Raw genomic sequence first — 19,198 nt, forward strand, 5'->3', positions numbered from 1 at the left:
GTAACAACGCCCACCGACACGCCGAAGGGCCGCCCCCTGGAAAAGGGGGCGGCCCTTATGAGACGCCTACACGCGGTCGGGCGTGGGGTCAGTCTCCGTTGCCCGGCGTCGGCGTCGTCTTCTGGATCTGCATCAGGAATTCGACGTTCGACTTGGTCTGCTTCATCTTGTCGAGGAGCAGCTCGATCGCCTGCTGCTGGTCGAGCGCGTGCAGCACCCGGCGCAGCTTCCACACGATGCCCAGCTCCTCGGCACCGAGCAGGATCTCCTCCTTGCGGGTACCGGACGCGTCGACGTCCACCGCGGGGAAGATGCGCTTGTCGGCGAGCTTCCGGTCGAGCTTGAGCTCCATGTTGCCGGTGCCCTTGAACTCCTCGAAGATCACCTCGTCCATGCGGGACCCGGTGTCCACCAGCGCGGTGGCGAGGATGGTCAGCGAGCCGCCGTCCTCGATGTTGCGGGCCGCACCGAAGAAGCGCTTCGGCGGGTACAGGGCCGTCGAGTCGACACCACCGGACAGGATGCGGCCGGAGGCCGGGGCGGCGAGGTTGTACGCACGGCCCAGACGCGTGATCGAGTCGAGCAGCACGACCACGTCGTGGCCCAGCTCCACCAGGCGCTTGGCGCGCTCGATGGCGAGCTCGGCGACCGTGGTGTGGTCCTCGGCCGGACGGTCGAAGGTCGAGGAGATGACCTCGCCCTTGACCGACCGCTGCATGTCGGTGACCTCTTCCGGACGCTCGTCGACCAGGACGACCATCAGGTGGCACTCGGGGTTGTTGTGCGTGATCGCGTTGGCGATCGCCTGCATGATCATGGTCTTGCCGGTCTTCGGCGGGGCCACGATCAGACCGCGCTGGCCCTTACCGATCGGCGACACGAGGTCGATGATGCGGGTGGTCAGCACGCCCGGGTCCGTCTCCAGACGGAGGCGGTCCTGCGGGTAGAGCGGGGTCAGCTTGTTGAACTCCGGGCGGCCACGGCCGTGTTCGGGCGCCATGCCGTTGACGGAGTCGAGGCGGACCAGCGCGTTGAACTTCTCGCGCCGCTCGCCTTCCTTGGGCTGACGGACCGCGCCGGTGATGTGGTCGCCCTTGCGCAGGCCGTTCTTGCGGACCTGGGCGAGGGAGACGTACACGTCGTTCGGGCCGGGCAGGTAGCCGGAGGTCCGGATGAACGCGTAGTTGTCGAGGATGTCGAGGATGCCCGCGACGGGGATCAGGACGTCGTCGTCGGCGAGCTGCGGCTCGGCGGCGCCGATCTCGTCACGCCCACGGCGGCCACGGCGGTCCCGGTAGCGGCCGCGACGGCCCCGACGGCCGCCCTCGAAGTCGTCGTCGTCCTGCGGGCCGACGTTGCGGTCCTGGCGGCTCTGCTGCTGGGTCTGCTGGCCGCGCTGCTGCTGGCCGCCCTGCTGGTCGTCGCCCTTGCCGCGGCGGTCGCCGCGGTCACCGCGGTCGCGGTCCCGGCCGCGGTCACCGCGGTCGGGACGGTCGCCGCGCTCACGGCGGCCCTGGCGGCGGCCGTCGGCCTCGCCGGCCTCGGCGGTGCGGGCCTCGGCCTGCGGCTGCGCGGGCGTCTCGGCCTTGGGCTCGGCCTTGGCCTCGGCGACGACGGTCTCGGCGCCGGAAGCCGTCGGGCTGCCCGCCTCGGCGGTGGCGCGGCGACGGCGGCGCTCGACGGGAGCGTCGTTGCTGGCGGGCTGACCGGGGATCTCGATCTGCTGCTGGGCCACGGCCTTCTCGGCGGGGGCCTCGGCCTTGGGGGCGGCGTCCGTCTTCTTCTCGGCGGTGTCCTCGCCGGTGCGGGCCTTGGAGGTGGCGCGACGCTTGGGCTTGGTCTCGGCGGCCGGGGCGTCGGCCTTCGCCGGGGCGGCGCCGCCGGCGGCCTGCGCCTCCTTGATGACCTCGATCAGCTGGCTCTTGCGCATCCGCGCGGTGCCCCTGATGCCGAGGCCGGATGCGACCTGCTGCAGCTCGGCCAGCACCATGCCCTCGAGGCCGGTACCGCGGCGCCGCCGGGAGCCGGCACCGGTGGCAGGCGCGGAGGCGTCCGTGGAGGGCGCGGCAGCGGTCTCCTCGACACGTGCGCCCATCAGATCGGTGGTGTCGCTCACGAAGGGTCCTTCCCTGGAGCGGACGTCGGCCTGTCTGGCTCGGCGACCGGTTGTGCTGTCCGGCTTCGGTCCTTGCTCTGGCGAAGCCGGGGCGGTGGTCCGCCACAACGGCGGAGAGAGAATTTGCTGGTGATGGCGCTTCCCCGACGAACCGTGACACCCAGTGTCACGTGGCGTGGTAGCACCGATTCCGGAGCGTGCCCTGCAGACCGCTCAGCGCCGGTGTACGGCGTACTGCCCAGATACGACGTACGGAACGCAGTGCGGCTTGGGGAGCTCCCGGAAGAATGTCTGTCCCGGACGGGGACACGAAGCACCTCGCCATGGTGGGGTCGGGTGCAGACTTGAGGTTAACACTACCGGATCCAACAAACATTCCCCCTCTCGAAATCCGGCAACCGTGCACTAAATGTCGCCGGAGTGCGTTTCACCAGCGGGAGCGAGCGGCAGAACACTCGCCCCTTGCAGATCCAGGGCCAGTCGGTTCGCGGCCCAGTCCGCGCCCGCCAGAGCCTCGACCTTGTCGGCCGTTCCCGCGTCGGCCAGCGCCATCACCGTCGGTCCGGCGCCGGAGATGACCGCGGGAATCCCGTCGGCGCGCAGCCGCTCCACCAGGGCGGCGCTCTCCGGCATGGCGGGGGCGCGGTACTCCTGGTGCAGCCGGTCCTCGGTGGCGGGCAGCAGCAGCTCGGGGCGCCGGGTCAGGGCCTCGACGAGCAGCGCGGCACGGCCCGCGTTTGCGGCGGCGTCGACATGCGGCACGGAACGCGGGAGCAGACCGCGCGCCGTCTCCGTCAACACCGGTTTTCCGGGGACGAAAACCACCGGAACGATGGAATCCGCGGGCTCCATCCTGATCGCCCGCGCGGCGCCGGCCTCCATCCAGGACAGCGTGAATCCGCCGAGCAGACAGGCGGCGACATTGTCCGGGTGGCCCTCGATCTCGGTCGCGAGCTCGAGCAGACCCGCGTCGTCGAGCCTGGACTCGCCGCCTATGGTCACCGCGCGCGCGGCGACGATGCCGGCGCAGATCGCGGCGGAGGAGGAGCCGAGGCCCCGGCCGTGCGGGATGCGGTTGGCGCAGACGATCTCCAGGCCGCGCGGCTGACCGCCGAGGACGTCGAAGGCGGTGCGCAGGGACCGGACGAGGAGGTGCTTCTCGTCACGCGGAAGCGTTTCGCTGCCCTCACCCGCGATGTCGATGTGCAGCCCGGAGTCGGCCACCCGGACGACGACGTCGTCGTAGAGCCCCAGCGACAGGCCCAGGGCGTCGAAGCCGGGGCCGAGGTTGGCGCTGGTGGCGGGGACGCGCACCCGGACGGGGGCGGCGCGGAAGGCGGGACCGGCCATCTCTCGATGACTCTCCTTGAGCTGCGTGACTGTCGAATGACCTGCGATGGATACGTGAGGGCCCTCAGGCCGCGAGAGCGACACGGCGCTGCGGCATATGCGGCGGGCGGGTTCAGTACAGCCTATCGAAGGAAGGTTCTGCGGCGACATAGGGCGCACAGGAGGCGCACGATGCGTGTCGTAAGCCCCCTGTGCACCCCTGCCGGGGTAATCCCTGCGGGGAGGGTTCCCCGCGAGGATGTTCTCTGCGGGGAGGGTTCCCCGCGAGGATGTTCTCTGCGGGGAGGGATCCCCGCGAGCGTTCCCCGCGGATGTACTCCGCGGGGATGTTCTCCGCGGGGAGGGATCTCCGCGAGTGTTCCCCGCGGATGTTCTCCGCGGGTGCACTCCGCGGGGATGTTCTACGCGAGACCCAGGCGGGCCGCTGCCGCCGCCGCGTCGACCGGGACGACCGTCGGGCGCGGGGCGCCCTCGGTGGCCCAGCCCGGGTCCTTGAGGCCGTTGCCGGTGACCGTGCAGACGATCCGCTGGCCCGGGTCGACGTCGCCGCGCTCGGCGGCCTTCAGCAGACCCGCCACGGACGCGGCGGACGCGGGCTCCACGAAGACACCCTCCTGCGCGGCCAACAGCCGGTAGGCGCGCAGGATCTCACGGTCCGTCACCTCGTCGATGATGCCGCCCGACTCGTCCCGCGCGGCCAGCGCGTACTGCCAGGACGCCGGGTTGCCGATCCGGATCGCGGTGGCGAGGGTGGACGGGTCCTTGACGACCTCTCCGCGCACGATGGGCGCGGAGCCGGAGGCCTGGAACCCCCACATCCGGGGCGTCTTCGAGGCGATGCCGTCGCCGGCGTACTCCTTGTAGCCCTTCCAGTACGCGGTGATGTTGCCCGCGTTGCCGACCGGCAGGACGTGGATGTCCGGGGCGTCGCCCAGCATGTCCACGATCTCGAAGGCGGCGGTCTTCTGCCCTTCGATCCGCACCGGGTTGACCGAATTCACCAGCGCGACAGGGTAGTTGTCGCTGAGCTCGCGGGCGAGCGTGAGGCAGTCGTCGAAGTTGCCGTCGACCTGGAGGATCTGCGCGCCGTGGACGAGGGCCTGCCCCATCTTGCCGAGCGCGATCTTGCCCTGCGGCACGAGCACGGCGGACACCATGCCCGCGCGGACGGCGTAGGCGGCGGCGGAGGCGGAGGTGTTGCCCGTGGAGGCGCAGATGACCGCCTTGGCGCCCTCCTCCTTGGCCTTGCTGATGGCCATGGTCATCCCGCGGTCCTTGAAGGACCCGGTCGGGTTGGCGCCCTCCACCTTGAGGTGGACCTCGCAGCCCGTGCGCTCGGAGAGCACCTGCGCGGGCACGAGAGGCGTGCCGCCCTCGCGGAGCGTCACAACGGGGGTGCTGTCGGACACCGGCAGCCGATCCCGGTATTCCTCGATGATTCCGCGCCACTGGTGGGTCATTGCTGGTTACTCTCCTTCAACCCGCATGATGCTGGCGACACCCCGCACGGTGTCGAGCTTGCGCAGCGCCTCGACGGTCCCGCTGAGGGAGGCGTCGGACGCGCGGTGGGTGACGACGACGAGGGAGGCCTCGCCGTCCTTGCCCTGCTGGCGAACCGTATCGATCGATACGCCGTGCTCGGCGAAGACGGTGGCCACCTGGGCGAGAACGCCCGGTTTGTCGGCCACGTCCAGGCTGATGTGGTAGCGGGTGACGACGTCACCCATCGGCGACACGGGCAGGGCGGCATACGCCGACTCGCCGGGCCCCGTTGCCCCGCTGAGCCGGTTGCGGCAGACGGCGACGAGGTCGCCGAGCACGGCGGAGGCGGTGGGGGCACCGCCGGCGCCGGGGCCGTAGAACATCAGCTGACCGGCCGCGTCGGACTCCACGAACACGGCGTTGTACGCGCCGCGCACGGAGGCGAGCGGATGGGTCAGCGGAATCATCGCGGGGTGCACGCGGGCGGTCACCGAGCCGCCGTCGGCGGCCCGCTCGCAGATGGCGAGCAGCTTGATGGTGCAGCCCATGTTCTTGGCGGAGGCGAAGTCGGCCGCGGTGACCTCGGTCATCCCCTCGCGGTAGACGTCGTCGAGCCGCACGCGCGTGTGGAAGGCGATCCCGGCGAGGATGGCGGCCTTGGCGGCGGCGTCGAAGCCCTCCACGTCGGCGGTGGGGTCGGCCTCCGCGTACCCGAGGGCGGTGGCCTCGTCGAGGGCCTCCTGGTAGCCCGCCCCGGTGCTGTCCATCTTGTCGAGGATGAAGTTGGTCGTCCCGTTGACGATGCCCATGACCCGGTTGATCTTGTCCCCGGCAAGGGACTCCCGCAACGGCCGAATGAGAGGAATGGCCCCGGCGACGGCGGCCTCGTAGTACAGGTCCCGGCCGTGCTCGTCGGCGACGGCGTGCAGCGCGGCGCCGTCCTGGGCGAGGAGGGCCTTGTTGGCGGAGACGACGGAGGCGCCGTGCGCGAAGGCGGTGGTGATCAGCGTCCGGGCGGGCTCGATCCCCCCGATCACCTCCACGACGACGTCGATGTCCCCGCGTTTGACGAGGGCGGTGGCGTCCGTGGTGACGAGGTCCGGGTCGATGCCGTCGCGCACCTTCGAGGGCCGGCGCACGGCGACGCCGGCGAGCTCCACCGGTGCGCCGATCCTCTGGGCGAGGTCGTCGGCGTGCGTCGTCATGATGCGCGCCACCTCTGAGCCGACCACTCCACAGCCCAGCAGCGCCACCTTCAGCGGACGCGTACGCATCATCCGACCTCGTTTCCTCATACCGTCTACGGTTGGACCAGTCTCACTCACCGGACCGGAGTTTCTATCCCCGGTCCGGATTGTGAGACATGTATTTCATTTTCACAGGGGCGGCAGACAGAAGATTCTCCCGCGCGTCTGTTTTTCGTTTCTCTTCGGCTTTTCCCTCACCCGACATCGAGCCGCAGGAGATCCTCCTCCGTCTCCCGGCGGACGATGACCCGCGACTCCCCGTCGGCCACGGCGACCACCGGCGGCCGCAGCACATGGTTGTAATTGCTCGCCATGGACCGGCAGTAAGCACCCGTCGCCGGTACGGCGATCAGGTCACCCGGTGCCAGGTCCGACGGAAGGAACGCGTCCTTCACCACGATGTCCCCGCTCTCGCAGTGCTTGCCGACGACCCGCGCGAGCATCGGCGCGGCATCCGAGGTCCGCGACACGAGAGCGACGCTGTACTCGGCGTCGTAGAGCGCGGTACGGATGTTGTCCGACATCCCGCCGTCCACGGAGACGTACGTCCGCAGCCCGTCGAGCGGCTTGATGGTCCCGACCTCGTACAGCGTGAAGGCGGTGGGCCCGACGATCGCCCGCCCGGGCTCCACCGAGATGCGCGGCGTCCGCAGCCGCGCGGCCTCGCACTCCCGCGTGACGATCTCGGTCAGCGCCTTGGCGATCTCGTGCGGCTCACGCGGATCGTCGTCGCTGGTGTACGCGATCCCGAGCCCGCCCCCCAGATCGATCTCGGGCAGCTCGACACCGTGCTCGTCCCGGACGTCCTTGAGCAGCCCGACGACCCGGTGCGCGGCGACCTCGAACCCGGACATGTCGAAGATCTGCGAGCCGATGTGGCTGTGAATGCCGATGAGCTCGATCCCGTCGAGCTTCAGCGCCCGCCGCACCGCCTCGGCGGCCTGACCCCCGGCCAGCGGAATCCCGAACTTCTGATCCTCGTGGGCGGTGGCGATGAACTCATGGGTGTGCGCCTCCACCCCCACGGTGATACGAATCTGCACGCGCTGCCGCTTACCGAGCGACTGCGCGATGTGGGCGACCCGCACGATCTCCTGGAACGAGTCGAGCACGATCCGCCCGACACCGGCGCTCACCGCCCGCTCGATCTCCTCCGCCGACTTGTTGTTCCCGTGAAAGGCGATGCGCTCGGCGGGCATCCCCGCGGACAGCGCGGTGGCCAGCTCACCCCCCGAACACACGTCGAGGTTGAGCCCCTCCTCGTGCAGCCACCGCACGACGGCGCGCGACAGGAACGCCTTGCCGGCGTAGAACACGTCGGCGTCGCTCCCGAAGGCGCCGCGCCACGCACGGGCCCGGGCCCGGAAGTCGGTCTCGTCGAGGATGTAGGCGGGGGTCCCGTGCTCCTCGGCAAGACGCTTGACGTCGATGCCCCCGACGGTGACGACCCCGTCCCCGTCCCGCTCGACGGTCTGCGCCCAGACCTTCGGGTCGAGGACGTTGAGGTCACTGGGCGGCGCGGAGTAGTGCCCCTCGGGAAGGACATCGGCGTGACGGGGCCCGGCGGGGTGGGCGGAACGGCTCATGTTCTGGCTGGCTCTCTAGAGGTGATCGGGTGCGTCGATGCCGAGCAGGGACAGGCCGCCGGCCAGCACCGTCCCGGCGGCTTCGGCAAGCGCGAGCCGGGCACGGTGGGCGGCCGAGGGTTTCTCCTCGCCGAGCGGCAGCACGAGGGGAAGCAGCAGCAGCGTGGCGTCCGCGACCCCGACGAGATGCCGAGCGAGCCGCGAGGGCGCGGCAACGCCCTCCGGCCGGGGAAGCGCGGCGACGGTGGCGAGGACGCGGGGGTAGTCGGCGAGGAGGGGGAGGAGCTGTGCCGGTTCGGGGTTGCCGGAAGGGTCCACGGGTCCGGGCTCGGCGCTGAATCCGAGATCGGCGGCGTTACGGCTGAGGGCCCGGGTGCGGGCGTGGGCGTAACGGACCCGGAAGAGGGGGTTGCTCTCCCGCTGGACCAGGTGATCGGCGGTGATGCGCGGGCAGTCGTGCGGAGCGGGATGGAGCAACGCCCAGCACGCGGCGTCGAGCCCGAGGGGGGTGGGGTCCTCGGGGGCGGGGCGGGGGCGGAGCTCGAAGGGCTCGGGGCCGATGCCCTTGGGGGGCTTGTCGATGTCCCCGGGATCACGGTGCCGCGTGGCGACGCGCCCGCCCTGCGAGGCGACGATCCGCGCCAGTGCGTCGGCGAGCACCTCGGCCCGGACCTCGAACGGCACGCGCAGCTCGTACACCTGCCCGGCGAGGGTGTCACCGTGCCCGTACCGAGGCCCTTCGCGGTGGATCCGCCCAACGAGCCCGGTGGCGGCGGTGCCGTGATCAAGGCTGATGTTGAGGAAGCCGGGCCCGGTGATCTCGACGCGGGTGATGCCGTCCGCTCCGGCGAGATGGGTCCGCAGCACCTCGGCGACCCGCAGCGCGGGCTGCCCGGCGGGGCGGGCGAGCTGCAGGGCGATGTTCGTGGCGTAGTCCCCGGCGCCCCCGGGCCCCGGCGGCCCGACCACCGCCCGCGCCGGAACGGCCACGCTCAGCTCCCCGGCGTCGACAGCACGACGCACCGCGTGCAGCACGGTGCGGGAGAGCTCGACGGGGGTCACGGGACAAGCGTAGGGGAGGAGGGGGGTGGGTAGGCGAGCCGGTTTGGAGAGGTCCCGCGATGTGGACGCCGGAGGGGAAACGGCACGCTTTCCTCTCCCTCCGAAGGGGGGTAAGGCCTTGGCCTTACGACTGGGCGAGCTGCTTGGCTTTGGGGGAGGTGCGCGTCCTGGCTTGGGGGGAGGCGAGCCTCTTGGGCCGGGGGGCGAGCCTCTTGGCCCGAAGAGGGGCGAACCCACAGCCTGAGGGGGGCGGACCCAGGACCCCAAGCCCGGGCAAGCCTCTTGGCCCGAAGGGGAGGCAGAGGCAGACCTCTCGGCCAGAAGAGGGGGCGAAGCCACAGCCCGAGGAAGAGGCGAACCCACGACCCCAAGGCCGGGCGAACCCCTCGGCTCGCGGAGAAGGCAAACCCACGACCCGAAGACCGGGCGAGCCCGTTGCCCCGAAGACCGAATGACCAGCCTCCTCCCCCTGCTCGCTATTCCGAGCCGGGCCCTCCGCTCCCCTGTCCCGCTCCCACGCCTCCCCCGGCCCCGAGGGGAGTGCCGAAACCGAGCCCGACCGCTCCCCCGCCCGCGCCCCCGGCGCCAGGGACGCTCTCCGGCTCCGGCCGCTTCCCCTCCAGCAACTTCCTTACGACGCTGACGAGTTCATGGGGCTCGAAGGGCTTGGCGAGGAAGGCGTCGACACCGACTTCAAGGCCGGCCTCGACCTCGTACGGAGTACACGCACTGATGATCGCGAGGGGAAGATCACGCGTCCGTGAATCGGAACGCAGCCGAGCGGCGGTCCGGAGGCCGTCCAGGCGGGGCATGACGACATCGAGCGTCACGACATCGGGCCGCACCTGATGAACGACTTCCAGACACTCGGCACCATCGGAGGCGGTCACGACCTCGAGACCCTCAAGCTCGAGATTGACCCTGATCAGCTGCCGGATGACCTTGTTGTCGTCCACAACAAGCACCCGACCCGACGCGCCTGGCACAACTCGAGAGTAGGTCGACACCGGCCACCGCGTCCGGGTTTTCCCCACTTCCACCCCCTGCGGGCGACACCCACCCCTCCCCGGCCCCCGTAAACCCGTTCATGAACACCCCGAGGGAGCTGGTAGTGTTCTACCCGTCGCCGCGAGCAAACAGCTCCCGCCCGACACGCCCCCGTAGCTCAGGGGATAGAGCAACGGCCTCCGGAGCCGTGTGCGCAGGTTCGAATCCTGCCGGGGGCACCTTGGATCAGGTGCCCAAAGACCCCGTCACCAGCGGAAACGCTGCGGTCGGGGTCTTCGCGTATGTGCAGGGGTATGCGGCCCGAAGCGGCCGCATGTCGGGGTCTGTAGACGGGAGGCGTGGACGGGATCTTGGAGCGTCACGCCAGGTGAGCCCCCGCAAAACGATGTGGCCCCGGGAAAGGTGGAGGGGCCACTCGCAAGGCGGTACCGGTTCCGCCCTAGTCGGCAGTGACCCCCCAGTAGCCGATCTGCGCGGGCTTGCCGTCGCGGTAAAGCACTGTGCAGTTCCCCTGGGCGCGGCCTGGGAAATCCAACCGCTCGGAATCGAGAGCGGCGTCCCACTCCTCGTAGGTGGGCCGGCCGTGAGGAGCCCACGCACGCACCTCGCCATCGGTCAGCGGCCGCATGAACGGACCGTCGTCGGTGTCCGCGGCCTCGATCATGAGAGGGAAGTCCAGCACGGTCCCCGTCCCACCGGTGAAGATGTACTCCTGCCACTCCGGGTCTTGCCACAGTTCCTCGACGGACCGGCCCTCGAAACCGTGGTTGTCCCGCGCCAACTCGTCTTCCTGGGCCTGCCGGAACGCGGCCTCCAGATCACGCTGATACGGGCCCGTGCGGGTCCATGCGTTGCCGCCCATCCGCGTCCCCTCTCCATTCGAACTGTTTGTTCAAGAGCGGAGCGTAAGAGACGGCACTGACAGGGCACTCCGACGATGGTCACACCCCTGGGGACCACCCACAGCCCCCGCAGGGAAGGCCAGCACCTCACTGAGACGCACCGACTCAGGCCCGGCTCCAAGCCTGGCGATGACGAGCGACGCCGTACACCTGCTCAACCTGCTCAGCCGTCAGCACCCCCGAAAGCGGTGCCAGTGCGGCTACCTGACGCTCCTGGTACACGCGCACGCTGAGCTGAGTGGCGACCACCTTTAGATCAGTCACGCCGACGAAGACGAGCACTGGCTCCACCGGTACGGGAAAGCCGCAATAGTGCTCAAGCACTCGGACCACTCGCTTGGCCTCCGCCCGGCTCTTGCGTGCGTAGGGCGCCGGTTTTCCGTGATCGACCCTCACGGAGTCGTCGCCGACCCATACAGCCCTGTTGTGGTGGTGCTTCGTATTGATGCTGAACACCCCTCCGGGCCCGATCAGCAAGTGATCGACGTCCACGTTGCTGGCCAGGGGGATGGAATGCAGGACCCGCCATCCATGACGCGCCAAGCGGTCCAGCTCGGCTCCTACTCGCCTCTCCCCCGCCAGGCCCTTACGCCACGAATCCCACTCCGTGGGGCGCCGCAGAAGCAGTGAGACGACTCGCTCGATGAGACCTGGGCCGGATGAAGCGAGCAGGTCCCGGAGGGATTCACCGGGACGGTTGGTGGACAGGTCGTCTGCCGGCGTCAGAGGCGGCAGCATCGGGCGAACTTCAGCTTCAGGTGCCTCCTGCGGCAAGACCGGCTCGGGGCTGTCCCGTAAGTGGTGTGTCAGCACGGCGATCACGTCGTCGCGATACTGATCGACCAGGACGGTGATGTCCCCCGTCCTCACGTCCGCCCAGCCGACCGCGGTGCCATCCGGCACATTCGCGTACCAGCGATCATGTCCGTACCGCTTCCAGCGCGTGACCTTCAGCTCCACGAGCCCCCCTCGTCCGCTCTCGGCTCGAAGCATCGCAACAGGGTAAGGCCCAAAACGAGAGAGGCCCCGGACAAGATGCCCGGAGCTTCGATGCGGTGCAGGGTGCCTCACACGTACTCGCGAAGGAGGTCCTCGATACGCCGGTTGGCGACGTCCTGCCGTCCGTCGAGGCACTTCGCATAGCGGGTCAGCAGGACCTCGACGCTGTTGCCGGCGCGCTCGGCCACCTCGGTGGGGTCAACGCCCGCGTTGAGCCAGGTCGACAGCGCCGAGTGACGGAGGTCGTTCGGCCGACTCGCGAGCGGTGAGGAGGCGACGGCCGGTGGGAGCGCGAGGAGCCGGGCATCCTGTCCTACGCGGTAGCAGGTCACGGACGGGACGGCCCCTGCCCGTTTCTACGAGGCCCACCGCTCCGCCGCCGGCCGAAGTCCGCCGAAGTACATGGCGGCGAACGGACCCGCGAGGCGACGGCCGCGGGCACGCCGGTATCCGCCCACACACCTTCGGTTTCCGATGGGGAGCGGCTCCACCGTTCTCGCGGGTGTCGGGGACCGTCGGCCAGGGCCTCGCCTGTCAGTGGTGTGCGTTTGGATGGCGGGGTGACCGTTCATGATGTTGCCCTGCGGATGCCCGAGTTGGCTGTCCTTCGTGAGCACTGTCGTTCTCTGGCCGTTCTGGAGGCGGTTCTGAGTCCTGAGTGGGGGGACCGTTACCACTCCTTCGACGACCGTTGGTCCGAGAGTGCGTCGATGGCTTCGATGCGGAACGGGTCGGGCGACGAGTACGCGATCGTCTTCTCGGCCGCCGGTGCCTACGTTCGTGGGTTCGATCACGAATCGGCCATGAGCCCCTATGCCGGGGACGGGCCTTGGCCCGGAGTGGTGGATGAGGTGCCCGACGTCTTTCGGTCCTGCGTAGAGGAGCCTGCTTTCACGGATGAGGACGGGATGCCCGTCGTCACCGCGTGCATGTGGCGGGAGACGGGAGACGACGGCTGGAGGACGGGGACGATCGACTTCCCCGAGAGGGATATGGAGGATCCGGACGGGGCCGAGCATCTGTTCCGCCTGCTGGTGGATCGCTCGCCCGAGGCGTTTCAGCGGTGGGCCGAGGACTACTACGAGGTTCCGGTCGACCTGGAGGCGGTTCGTCATGTCTTCTCATCACGTCCCCTGACCGAACAGGTGGTCAGGGCGTTGAATGCAGAGATCACCCTGTCCGATCTCGAACAGGACATCTTCAAAGCTGGTTATCCGCTGAGCTGAAGAATGCGGTGGGGCTCTCAGCCGGCGTCCGGCCATTCCTCAGGGGGCGGGGGTGGCTCCGGGGCGTTCTGGCGTTGGGAGTGGCGGGCGTTCTCGCCTCGTAGGGTCGTCAGCCAGGGCCATAGGTCCGGCAGTGGCTGTGCCGAACAGGCGAGGCGGTGCTCGACGCGGCACCGTTGGAACTGGTCCGGCGGGCACACGCCGTAGACCGTCACCCGTCCGTCGGACAGCTCGATCCAGCGATGCTCCGCCGGCACCGTGTGGGCCAGCGGGTGCATGTCGGGCTCCAGCAGCACCCAGTCGTGGTCCAGGGTTGCCACCCGGTCCTGCACCAGCCCGCAGTGCGGGCAGCGCGTCCGGCCCGTGCCCAGCCTTCGCGGTGTCTCGTCCGAAACCCCCATACCGTGAGGGTCGCCAGCCGGTCGGCCCAGGTGTAGAGCGCGAACCGGACGGAAGTCCTGGGGCGGGGGTGCGGTGACGGGGCGACATGCGACGCGGCAGGTGCCACCAGCATCTGTCGGCCTGCGTCACGCGGCCGAGACCGGACGAGGCCGCCGGCCCGGCCCACCTGGGCCGGCGGTCTACGGGTGCGATCAGGCGTACGTCACCAGGGCGTCCACTGGGAAGTCCACCAGGGCGTCCACTGGGAAGTTCACCAGGGCGTCCACTGGGACGTTCGCAGGGCGTCCACTGGGACGTTCACCAGGGCGTTCACGCGACGCCGCTCGGACGGCTCAGAGCAGGTCCGCCCACCCGTCCCAGCCGCTGCTCGCCTTGCTCACGCGGGGCTTGAAGCCGCCCGTGCCTGTGCCGGCGTAGAAGTAGAGGGCGCCGGTGGAGGTGGTGGCCATGAGGTCGGGTTTGCCGTCGCCGTTGGCGTCGCCCGGGGAGAAGAGTTTCTTGTAGGTCTGCCAGCCCGTGCCGACCTTGACCCGGGAGGAGAAGGGGGCCGAGGCGGAGCCGGTGCCCGCGTAGCGCCACAGGGTGCCGGCGGTGTCGCGGGCGAGGAGGTCGGGGCGGCCGTCGCCGGTGACGTCGCCCGCGCCGATCAGCGCGTTGTAGGCCTGCCAGCCGGAGCTGAGTTTGACGCGGGAGGCGACCGAGGTGCCGGTGCCGTCGCCCGGGTAGAGGTAGAGGGTGCCGGAGGTGGTGACGGCCAGCAGGTCGCCCTTGCCGTCGCCCGTCACATCGCCGGGGCCCACAATCCGGTTGTAGGAGGTGGAGCCCGTGGCCAGGGTGGGGTCCGCGAGGGCGTAGGACGCCGGGTTGGTCAGTTTGCCCGTGCTGATGGACTGGACGACCAGGTCGGCCAGTCCGTTCTGGCGCAGGGAGACGGCGTAGGCCAGGCGGGTGGTGGAGGAGGGCCAGGACGTGCCGACCAGGAGTTTGCTCGTGAGGGTGCCGGTGCCGGTCACCTGGTAGCTGTAGACCGCTCCCGCCGAAGTGCGGGCCATCGTTCCGTATTTGCCGACGTGCGGGTTGTTGCCCGCCCCGGCGAACTGGGTCACCTTGCCCCAGCCCTTGCTGCGGGCCGACCTGGTGCCGAAGGTGCCGTTGCCGTTGCCGGGGTAGAACCAGAGCTGGCCGGCGAAGTCCCGGGCCAGCAGGTCGGTCTTGCCGTTGCCGTCCCAGTCGCCGCCGCCGATGATCTGGCCGTACGACGCCCAGTCGGTCTTCGGGTCCTTGACCCGGGCGTTGAAGGTGCCGCCCTTCTTGCCCGTGTAGCGGTAGAGGACCCCCGCCGGGGTGCGGGCCAGGAGGTCGCCGATGCCGTCGCCCGTGAGGTCGCCGGCGCCGATCAGCTCGTCGTACTGCTGCCAGCCGGTGCCGATCGTCACCCTGCTGCCGAACGCGCCGGTGCCCTTGCCGGGGTAGAAGTAGAGCGTGCCGGCCGGGGTGCGGGCCAGCAGGTCGGCCTTGCCGTCGCCGTTCAGGTCCCCCGGGGCGACGACCTTGTTGTAGATCTGCCAGCCGGACGCGACCGTGCGGTACGAGCCCAGGCCGCCGGGGGTGCGGGCGTAGACGCCGGAGTGGAGGAAGAGCACGCCGGTGGGGCTCAGCGTCAGCACGTCCTGGACGCCGTCCGAGTCGAGGTCGCCCGGGGTGAGGACGTCCTTGACCTTGGCGACGTCCGTGTCGAGGGCCATCGTCTCGGCCGCGCCCGTGTTGACGTACAACTGGCCCGCCACATTGCGGTAGACCAGGTCGGAGGTGCCGTCGCCGTCGAAGTCGCCGCGTGCCGGGGCCGTCGCGCCCGCGTCGCCGGGCGACAGGACGAAGACGCCGGCCGCCAGCACGGCCACCGTGCCGGCGAGCGCCCATGCCTTCCTGGCGGACCTTCGGGAGCGTCGGCGGCCGGTGCTTTCGGCGTTTTCTTCTCGGTGCCGGGATCGGGTGGTGAACACGTTCTCTCCCGGAGGGTCAGGGGGTGGTGGAGGGGGCCGCGGCAGACGCGTCGGCGGACGTTTCCGCGGTGGCGTCGCTCGGCGAGGATGTCGTGGGGTCCGTCGGCGTCGCCGTGTCCGGCACCGTGTCCGTCGGCCCGTCGGTGCCGGTCGGGGTCTCCTCCGGGGCCGTCGTCGTCGCGGTCTCCTGGGGGGAGGGCGACTGCTCGGTGCTCGCCGTCGTCGTCTCCCGCTCCACCCCCACCTGGTGCACGCCCGGTACGCCGTCCTCCACGCGGAAGGTCGCGGCCGTCGTGGTCGTGCCGTTCTTGGTGACCACCGTGGAGATCGACCGCAGCCGGGCGTCGATGCCGTCGGCGGTGATGTCGAAGAGGAGATAGCCGCGCCGGGCGTCGATCATCTTCCAGTGCGGGTTGTCCGCCAGCTTGGGCGCCCACTCGGCGGCGAACGCCGCCAGGTCCTCGTCGCCGCTGCTGGAGATGGACGTCCCGACGAACTCCGCGCCGACCACGGCCGATTCCGGGTCGTCGAAGTCCAGCTTGAGATCGCTGACGATGGTGCGGTGACGGTCGCCGGACAGGACGACCGGGTTGCGGACGTCCTGGAACTCGGCGAGCAGGGCGGCGCGTTCCTTCTGGTAGCCGTCCCAGGCGTCGTACGACCACTCCTTGCCGACCCCGGCGAGGAAGTCGGTCTCGGCCATCATCACCTGCGAGGCGACGAGGTTCCAGCGGGCGCCGGAGGCGCGCATGCTGTTCACCAGCCAGGTCCGCTGGGTGTCGCCCATGATGACGCGGCCGTCCTTGAGGGCGCCGGCGGCGGTGGTGGCCTGGTCGTCGCGGTACTGCCGGGTGTCCAGGACGTGCAGCCGGGCCAGGGTGCCGAAGTCGAGGGAGCGGTACATCAGGACGTCCGGGCCGCTGGGCTTCTGCGCGGCGCGGATCGGCATGTGCTCGTAGAAGGCCTGGAAGGCGGCGGCCCGGCGGGCCAGGAACTTCGCGGTGGGCCAGGCCGTCGGGTCGTTCGCCACGTCACCGGCCCAGTCCTGCTCCACCTCGTGGTCGTCGAAGACGACGACGAACGGGGCGGCGGCGCGCATCGCCTGGAGGTCGGGGTCGGTGTTGTACTGCTCGTGGCGGGCGCGGTACTGGGCGAGCGTGACGGGCTGGCCGGTGCCCTCGTGGCGGCGTACGCGGTACGAGTACGCGGAGCTCTCGTAGATGTAGTCGCCGACGAAGAGCACCAGGTCCGGCTGCTGTTCGCGCATGTCCCGGTAGGCGGTGAAGTAGCCGTGCTGCCAGTTCTGGCAGGAGGCGAGCGCGATCCGCATGTTCGCGGGGGTGCTGCCGGCGGCGGGCGCGGTGCGGGTGCGGCCGGTGATCGAGGTGCGGCCCAGGGCCTTGAACCGGTACCAGTAGTCGGTGGCCGGGGTCAGGCCCGTGACGTCGACGTGGACGCTGTGTCCGAGGCTGCTGCTCGCCGTCGCCGTCCCGCTCTTGACGACGGTCGCGAAGCCGCTGTCCGAGGCGAGCTCCCAGGTCACGGCCACGGAAGAGGGCAGGATGCCCGAGCTGCCCTGGTTCGCGGGGGTCACCCTGGTCCACAGAACGATCGCGTTCGGCAGTGGATCGCCGGAGGCGACGCCCAGCTTGAAGACGGTGCCGCTCACCTCCGTGCCCGCGCCGGCCGTGGCCGCCGCCCCGCTCACCGAGGCGGAGGCGCTGCCCGGCAGCAACTGCCCGGCGGCCGCCGCCCCCGCGGCTCCCAGCGTGACGGCTCCGGCGCCCAGGAACCTCCGGCGCCGTATGCCGTCGGTCCCGCCCGTATGCATGGAGTTGTCGCTCGACTGCACCTGTGTGCCTTTCCCCCCAAAGGCGGTGCGCTGCGCAGCGCCGGTGAATGTGATCGCCGTGGATTCTATGCAATACGCTCGCAGCAGGTGGCCCGGGGGCCGTAATCCATCCGTCTGTCCGTTCGACGAACCAGCAGGAGACATGCGCCGACCCATGAGTTACGCCGCCGCCGTCCTGCTTCTCATGGGGGTGGCGGGCTGCTCGTCCGGCTCCGACTCGGCGTCCGGTGCCGGATCGTCCTCGTCGTCCGAGGCCGGGTACGTCCCGAGGAGCGGGTCCAGTCCGGAGGCTGCCGGGGCGAACGCCGACGGAGACGCCACGGCAGACGCAGATGCGGACACAGACAGGGGCGCCGGCAACACGGGCACCGGTGCGTCCACTCCGTCCGCCGGTGTTCTCTTCGGCGCCGACTCGCTGCCCAGCCCCGCCGCCGACCACTGCCGTACGAAGGATCTGACGGCCGTGGCACGCGGCACCGGGGAGGGCAGGGTCTCCCTCGTGCTCACCAACAAGGGCGACGGCTCGTGTACGGTACGCGGCTTCCCGTCCCTGCTCTTCGAGGGCGAGACGGGGCGGACCGAACTGCCGGTGGACTGGGCCGGGTCGGCCGCCGAGGCCGCGAAGGTCAGCCTCGCGCCCGGTGCTTCGGCCACCGCCGCGCTCACCTTCACCAGCCTCGACGAGTGCGACCCCATCACCGGGCTCGACGTCGTCCCGCCCGGCGAATCACGGCCGCTCACACCGGCGTTCACGACCTCGGACGGGAAGAAGAAGGCGGTGCGCATCTGCGACACCGGGGTGCGGGTGCGGGCGTTCACGCCCTCGGGGTGAGCGCGGTCCCCAATTCGCCGACGGTCAGTGGGCCCGGCGCGTGCTGTCCCGGACGCGCAGTTCCACGGGGACCAGGGTCAGGGGCGGCACGGGTGTCCGGGGGCCGGACGAGGCGTCGAGCCGGTCGTCGATGCGGTCCAGCAGGATGCGCAGCGAGATGGTGCCGATGTCGGTGAAGTCCGTACGGATGGTGGTCAGCGGGGGCAGGAAGTGGGCGGCCTCCGGGATGTCGTCGTAGCCGACGAGGCTGATGTCCTCGGGGACGCGGCGGCCGGCCTCGTGGAGGGCGCGCAGGACACCCAGGGCCATCTGGTCGTTCGAGACGAAGATCGCGGTGACGGAGGGGTCCTTGGCGAGTTCGCGGCCGAGGTCGTAGCCGGAGTCGGCACTCCAGTCGCCGATGAGCGGGGCGTGGATCTCGGCGCCCGCCGCCTTCAGGGTCTCCCGCCAGCTGTCCGCGCGGCGGTCGGCCGAGGTCCAGCCGGTCGGGCCCGCCACATGCCGGACGGTGGGGTGGCCGAGGGACAGGAGGTGCTCGGTCGCCTTGCGGGCGCCGGTGCGGGCGTCCGAGGTGACCAGGGGGGTGCCGTCGCCGAGGTCGTTGTCCATGACCACCAAAGGGGTGTCCAGGTGGGCCTCGGCCAGGGCCCGGGCGACCCAGAGCTGCGGGGCGATCGCGATCACGCCGTCCGCGCCCTCGGCGGAGAGACGGTCGGCGGCGCGGACGACGGTGTCCTTGTCGGCCGTGTCCAGCGCGATCGAGCTCACCAGGTAACCGGCGTCCTGCGCGGCCGTGTTGATCGCGGTCAGGGTGGAGGCGGGGCCGTAGCGGGCGGCGTCGAAGGAGATCACGCCGAGCATGCGGGTACGGCCGCTGGCGAGGGAACGGGCGCTGCGGCTGGGGCGGTAGCCGAGGGTGCGCATCGCCTGCTGGACGGCCTCGCGGGTCTCGGCGCGGACGGCCGGGTTGTCGTTGAGCACCCGGGAGACCGTCTGCTTGGAGACGCCGGCGAGTTTCGCCACGTCGTCCATCACGGGGCGCGCGCCGGCGAAGTTGCGGCGGCTGCGTCCCTTGGTCGCCGGGCCGTCGGCGGCGCTTGGGGTCATGGTGGGTGCTCTGCTTCCTTCGGC

Annotated in this window: 16 protein-coding genes and 1 tRNA gene; 3 read left to right on the forward strand and 14 right to left on the reverse strand. The window is 70.5% G+C overall.

What is annotated here, in order from left to right:
• Positions 1 to 88: 88 nt before the first annotated feature.
• From rho to OG852_RS16890, 7 genes are all read right to left on the reverse strand, one after another.
• Positions 89 to 2,116 (reverse strand): transcription termination factor Rho, encoded by a 2,028-nt coding sequence (gene rho, locus OG852_RS16860; RefSeq protein ID WP_133917171.1) that lies wholly within the window; start codon positions 2,114 to 2,116, stop codon positions 89 to 91.
• Between the two features lie 405 nt (positions 2,117 to 2,521).
• Complete coding sequence (thrB, locus tag OG852_RS16865) at positions 2,522 to 3,466, reverse strand: homoserine kinase (protein ID WP_133917170.1); 945 nt, start codon at positions 3,464 to 3,466, stop codon at positions 2,522 to 2,524.
• A 401-nt stretch (positions 3,467 to 3,867) separates the two neighbouring features.
• Complete coding sequence (thrC, locus tag OG852_RS16870; RefSeq protein WP_133917169.1) at positions 3,868 to 4,926, reverse strand: threonine synthase; 1,059 nt, start codon at positions 4,924 to 4,926, stop codon at positions 3,868 to 3,870.
• A 6-nt stretch (positions 4,927 to 4,932) separates the two neighbouring features.
• Positions 4,933 to 6,225: a homoserine dehydrogenase gene (locus OG852_RS16875; RefSeq protein ID WP_166663764.1), complete on the reverse strand. Its 1,293-nt coding sequence runs from the start codon at positions 6,223 to 6,225 to the stop codon at positions 4,933 to 4,935.
• 164 nt (positions 6,226 to 6,389) lie between these two features.
• Positions 6,390 to 7,781 (reverse strand): diaminopimelate decarboxylase, encoded by a 1,392-nt coding sequence (gene lysA, locus OG852_RS16880; RefSeq protein ID WP_133917168.1) that lies wholly within the window; start codon positions 7,779 to 7,781, stop codon positions 6,390 to 6,392.
• Between the two features lie 15 nt (positions 7,782 to 7,796).
• Positions 7,797 to 8,843: an ArgS-related anticodon-binding protein NrtL gene (gene nrtL / locus OG852_RS16885; protein ID WP_330348362.1), complete on the reverse strand. Its 1,047-nt coding sequence runs from the start codon at positions 8,841 to 8,843 to the stop codon at positions 7,797 to 7,799.
• 476 nt (positions 8,844 to 9,319) lie between these two features.
• Complete coding sequence (locus OG852_RS16890) at positions 9,320 to 9,829, reverse strand: response regulator (RefSeq protein WP_133917166.1); 510 nt, start codon at positions 9,827 to 9,829, stop codon at positions 9,320 to 9,322.
• Positions 9,830 to 9,997: 168 nt separating this feature from the next.
• Between OG852_RS16890 and OG852_RS16895 the strand changes: the two genes are divergently transcribed.
• A tRNA-Arg gene (locus OG852_RS16895) sits at positions 9,998 to 10,069 on the forward strand.
• 221 nt (positions 10,070 to 10,290) lie between these two features.
• On the opposite strand, the gene OG852_RS16900 is transcribed toward OG852_RS16895, so the two are convergent.
• The 3 genes from OG852_RS16900 to OG852_RS16910 all read right to left on the reverse strand — a co-directional run bounded on the left by OG852_RS16900 (position 10,291) and on the right by OG852_RS16910 (position 12,084).
• Positions 10,291 to 10,713: a hypothetical protein gene (locus tag OG852_RS16900; protein WP_330348363.1), complete on the reverse strand. Its 423-nt coding sequence runs from the start codon at positions 10,711 to 10,713 to the stop codon at positions 10,291 to 10,293.
• Between the two features lie 145 nt (positions 10,714 to 10,858).
• Positions 10,859 to 11,746, reverse strand: coding sequence for a nuclease-related domain-containing protein (locus tag OG852_RS16905; protein ID WP_330348364.1), 888 nt, complete (start codon positions 11,744 to 11,746; stop codon positions 10,859 to 10,861).
• Positions 11,747 to 11,820: 74 nt separating this feature from the next.
• Positions 11,821 to 12,084 (reverse strand): hypothetical protein, encoded by a 264-nt coding sequence (locus tag OG852_RS16910; RefSeq protein ID WP_443064533.1) that lies wholly within the window; start codon positions 12,082 to 12,084, stop codon positions 11,821 to 11,823.
• A 228-nt stretch (positions 12,085 to 12,312) separates the two neighbouring features.
• Between OG852_RS16910 and OG852_RS16915 the strand changes: the two genes are divergently transcribed.
• Positions 12,313 to 12,978: a hypothetical protein gene (locus OG852_RS16915; RefSeq protein ID WP_330348365.1), complete on the forward strand. Its 666-nt coding sequence runs from the start codon at positions 12,313 to 12,315 to the stop codon at positions 12,976 to 12,978.
• Positions 12,979 to 12,995: 17 nt separating this feature from the next.
• Here the strand turns inward: OG852_RS16915 and OG852_RS16920 are convergent, their stop codons facing one another.
• The 3 genes from OG852_RS16920 to OG852_RS16930 all read right to left on the reverse strand — a co-directional run bounded on the left by OG852_RS16920 (position 12,996) and on the right by OG852_RS16930 (position 17,214).
• A complete protein-coding gene (locus OG852_RS16920) occupies positions 12,996 to 13,379 on the reverse strand; it encodes a DUF6083 domain-containing protein (protein WP_330348366.1) in 384 nt (127 codons plus the stop codon).
• A 333-nt stretch (positions 13,380 to 13,712) separates the two neighbouring features.
• Positions 13,713 to 15,383, reverse strand: coding sequence for an FG-GAP repeat domain-containing protein (locus OG852_RS16925; RefSeq protein ID WP_330348367.1), 1,671 nt, complete (start codon positions 15,381 to 15,383; stop codon positions 13,713 to 13,715).
• A 16-nt stretch (positions 15,384 to 15,399) separates the two neighbouring features.
• The gene (locus tag OG852_RS16930) at positions 15,400 to 17,214 is read right to left on the reverse strand and encodes an alkaline phosphatase D family protein (RefSeq protein WP_133912423.1); all 1,815 of its coding nucleotides are present in this window, start codon (positions 17,212 to 17,214) and stop codon (positions 15,400 to 15,402) included.
• A gap of 163 nt (positions 17,215 to 17,377) precedes the next feature.
• Between OG852_RS16930 and OG852_RS16935 the strand changes: the two genes are divergently transcribed.
• On the forward strand, positions 17,378 to 18,067 hold the full coding sequence (locus OG852_RS16935; protein ID WP_166663542.1) for a DUF4232 domain-containing protein: 690 nt from the start codon (positions 17,378 to 17,380) through the stop codon (positions 18,065 to 18,067).
• A gap of 24 nt (positions 18,068 to 18,091) precedes the next feature.
• Here the strand turns inward: OG852_RS16935 and OG852_RS16940 are convergent, their stop codons facing one another.
• Positions 18,092 to 19,174 (reverse strand): LacI family DNA-binding transcriptional regulator, encoded by a 1,083-nt coding sequence (locus OG852_RS16940; protein WP_133912425.1) that lies wholly within the window; start codon positions 19,172 to 19,174, stop codon positions 18,092 to 18,094.
• Between the last annotated feature and the right edge of the window lie 24 nt (positions 19,175 to 19,198).

Origin of the sequence: Streptomyces sp. NBC_00582, assembly GCF_036345155.1 — a bacterium.
Taxonomy (GTDB): domain Bacteria; phylum Actinomycetota; class Actinomycetes; order Streptomycetales; family Streptomycetaceae; genus Streptomyces.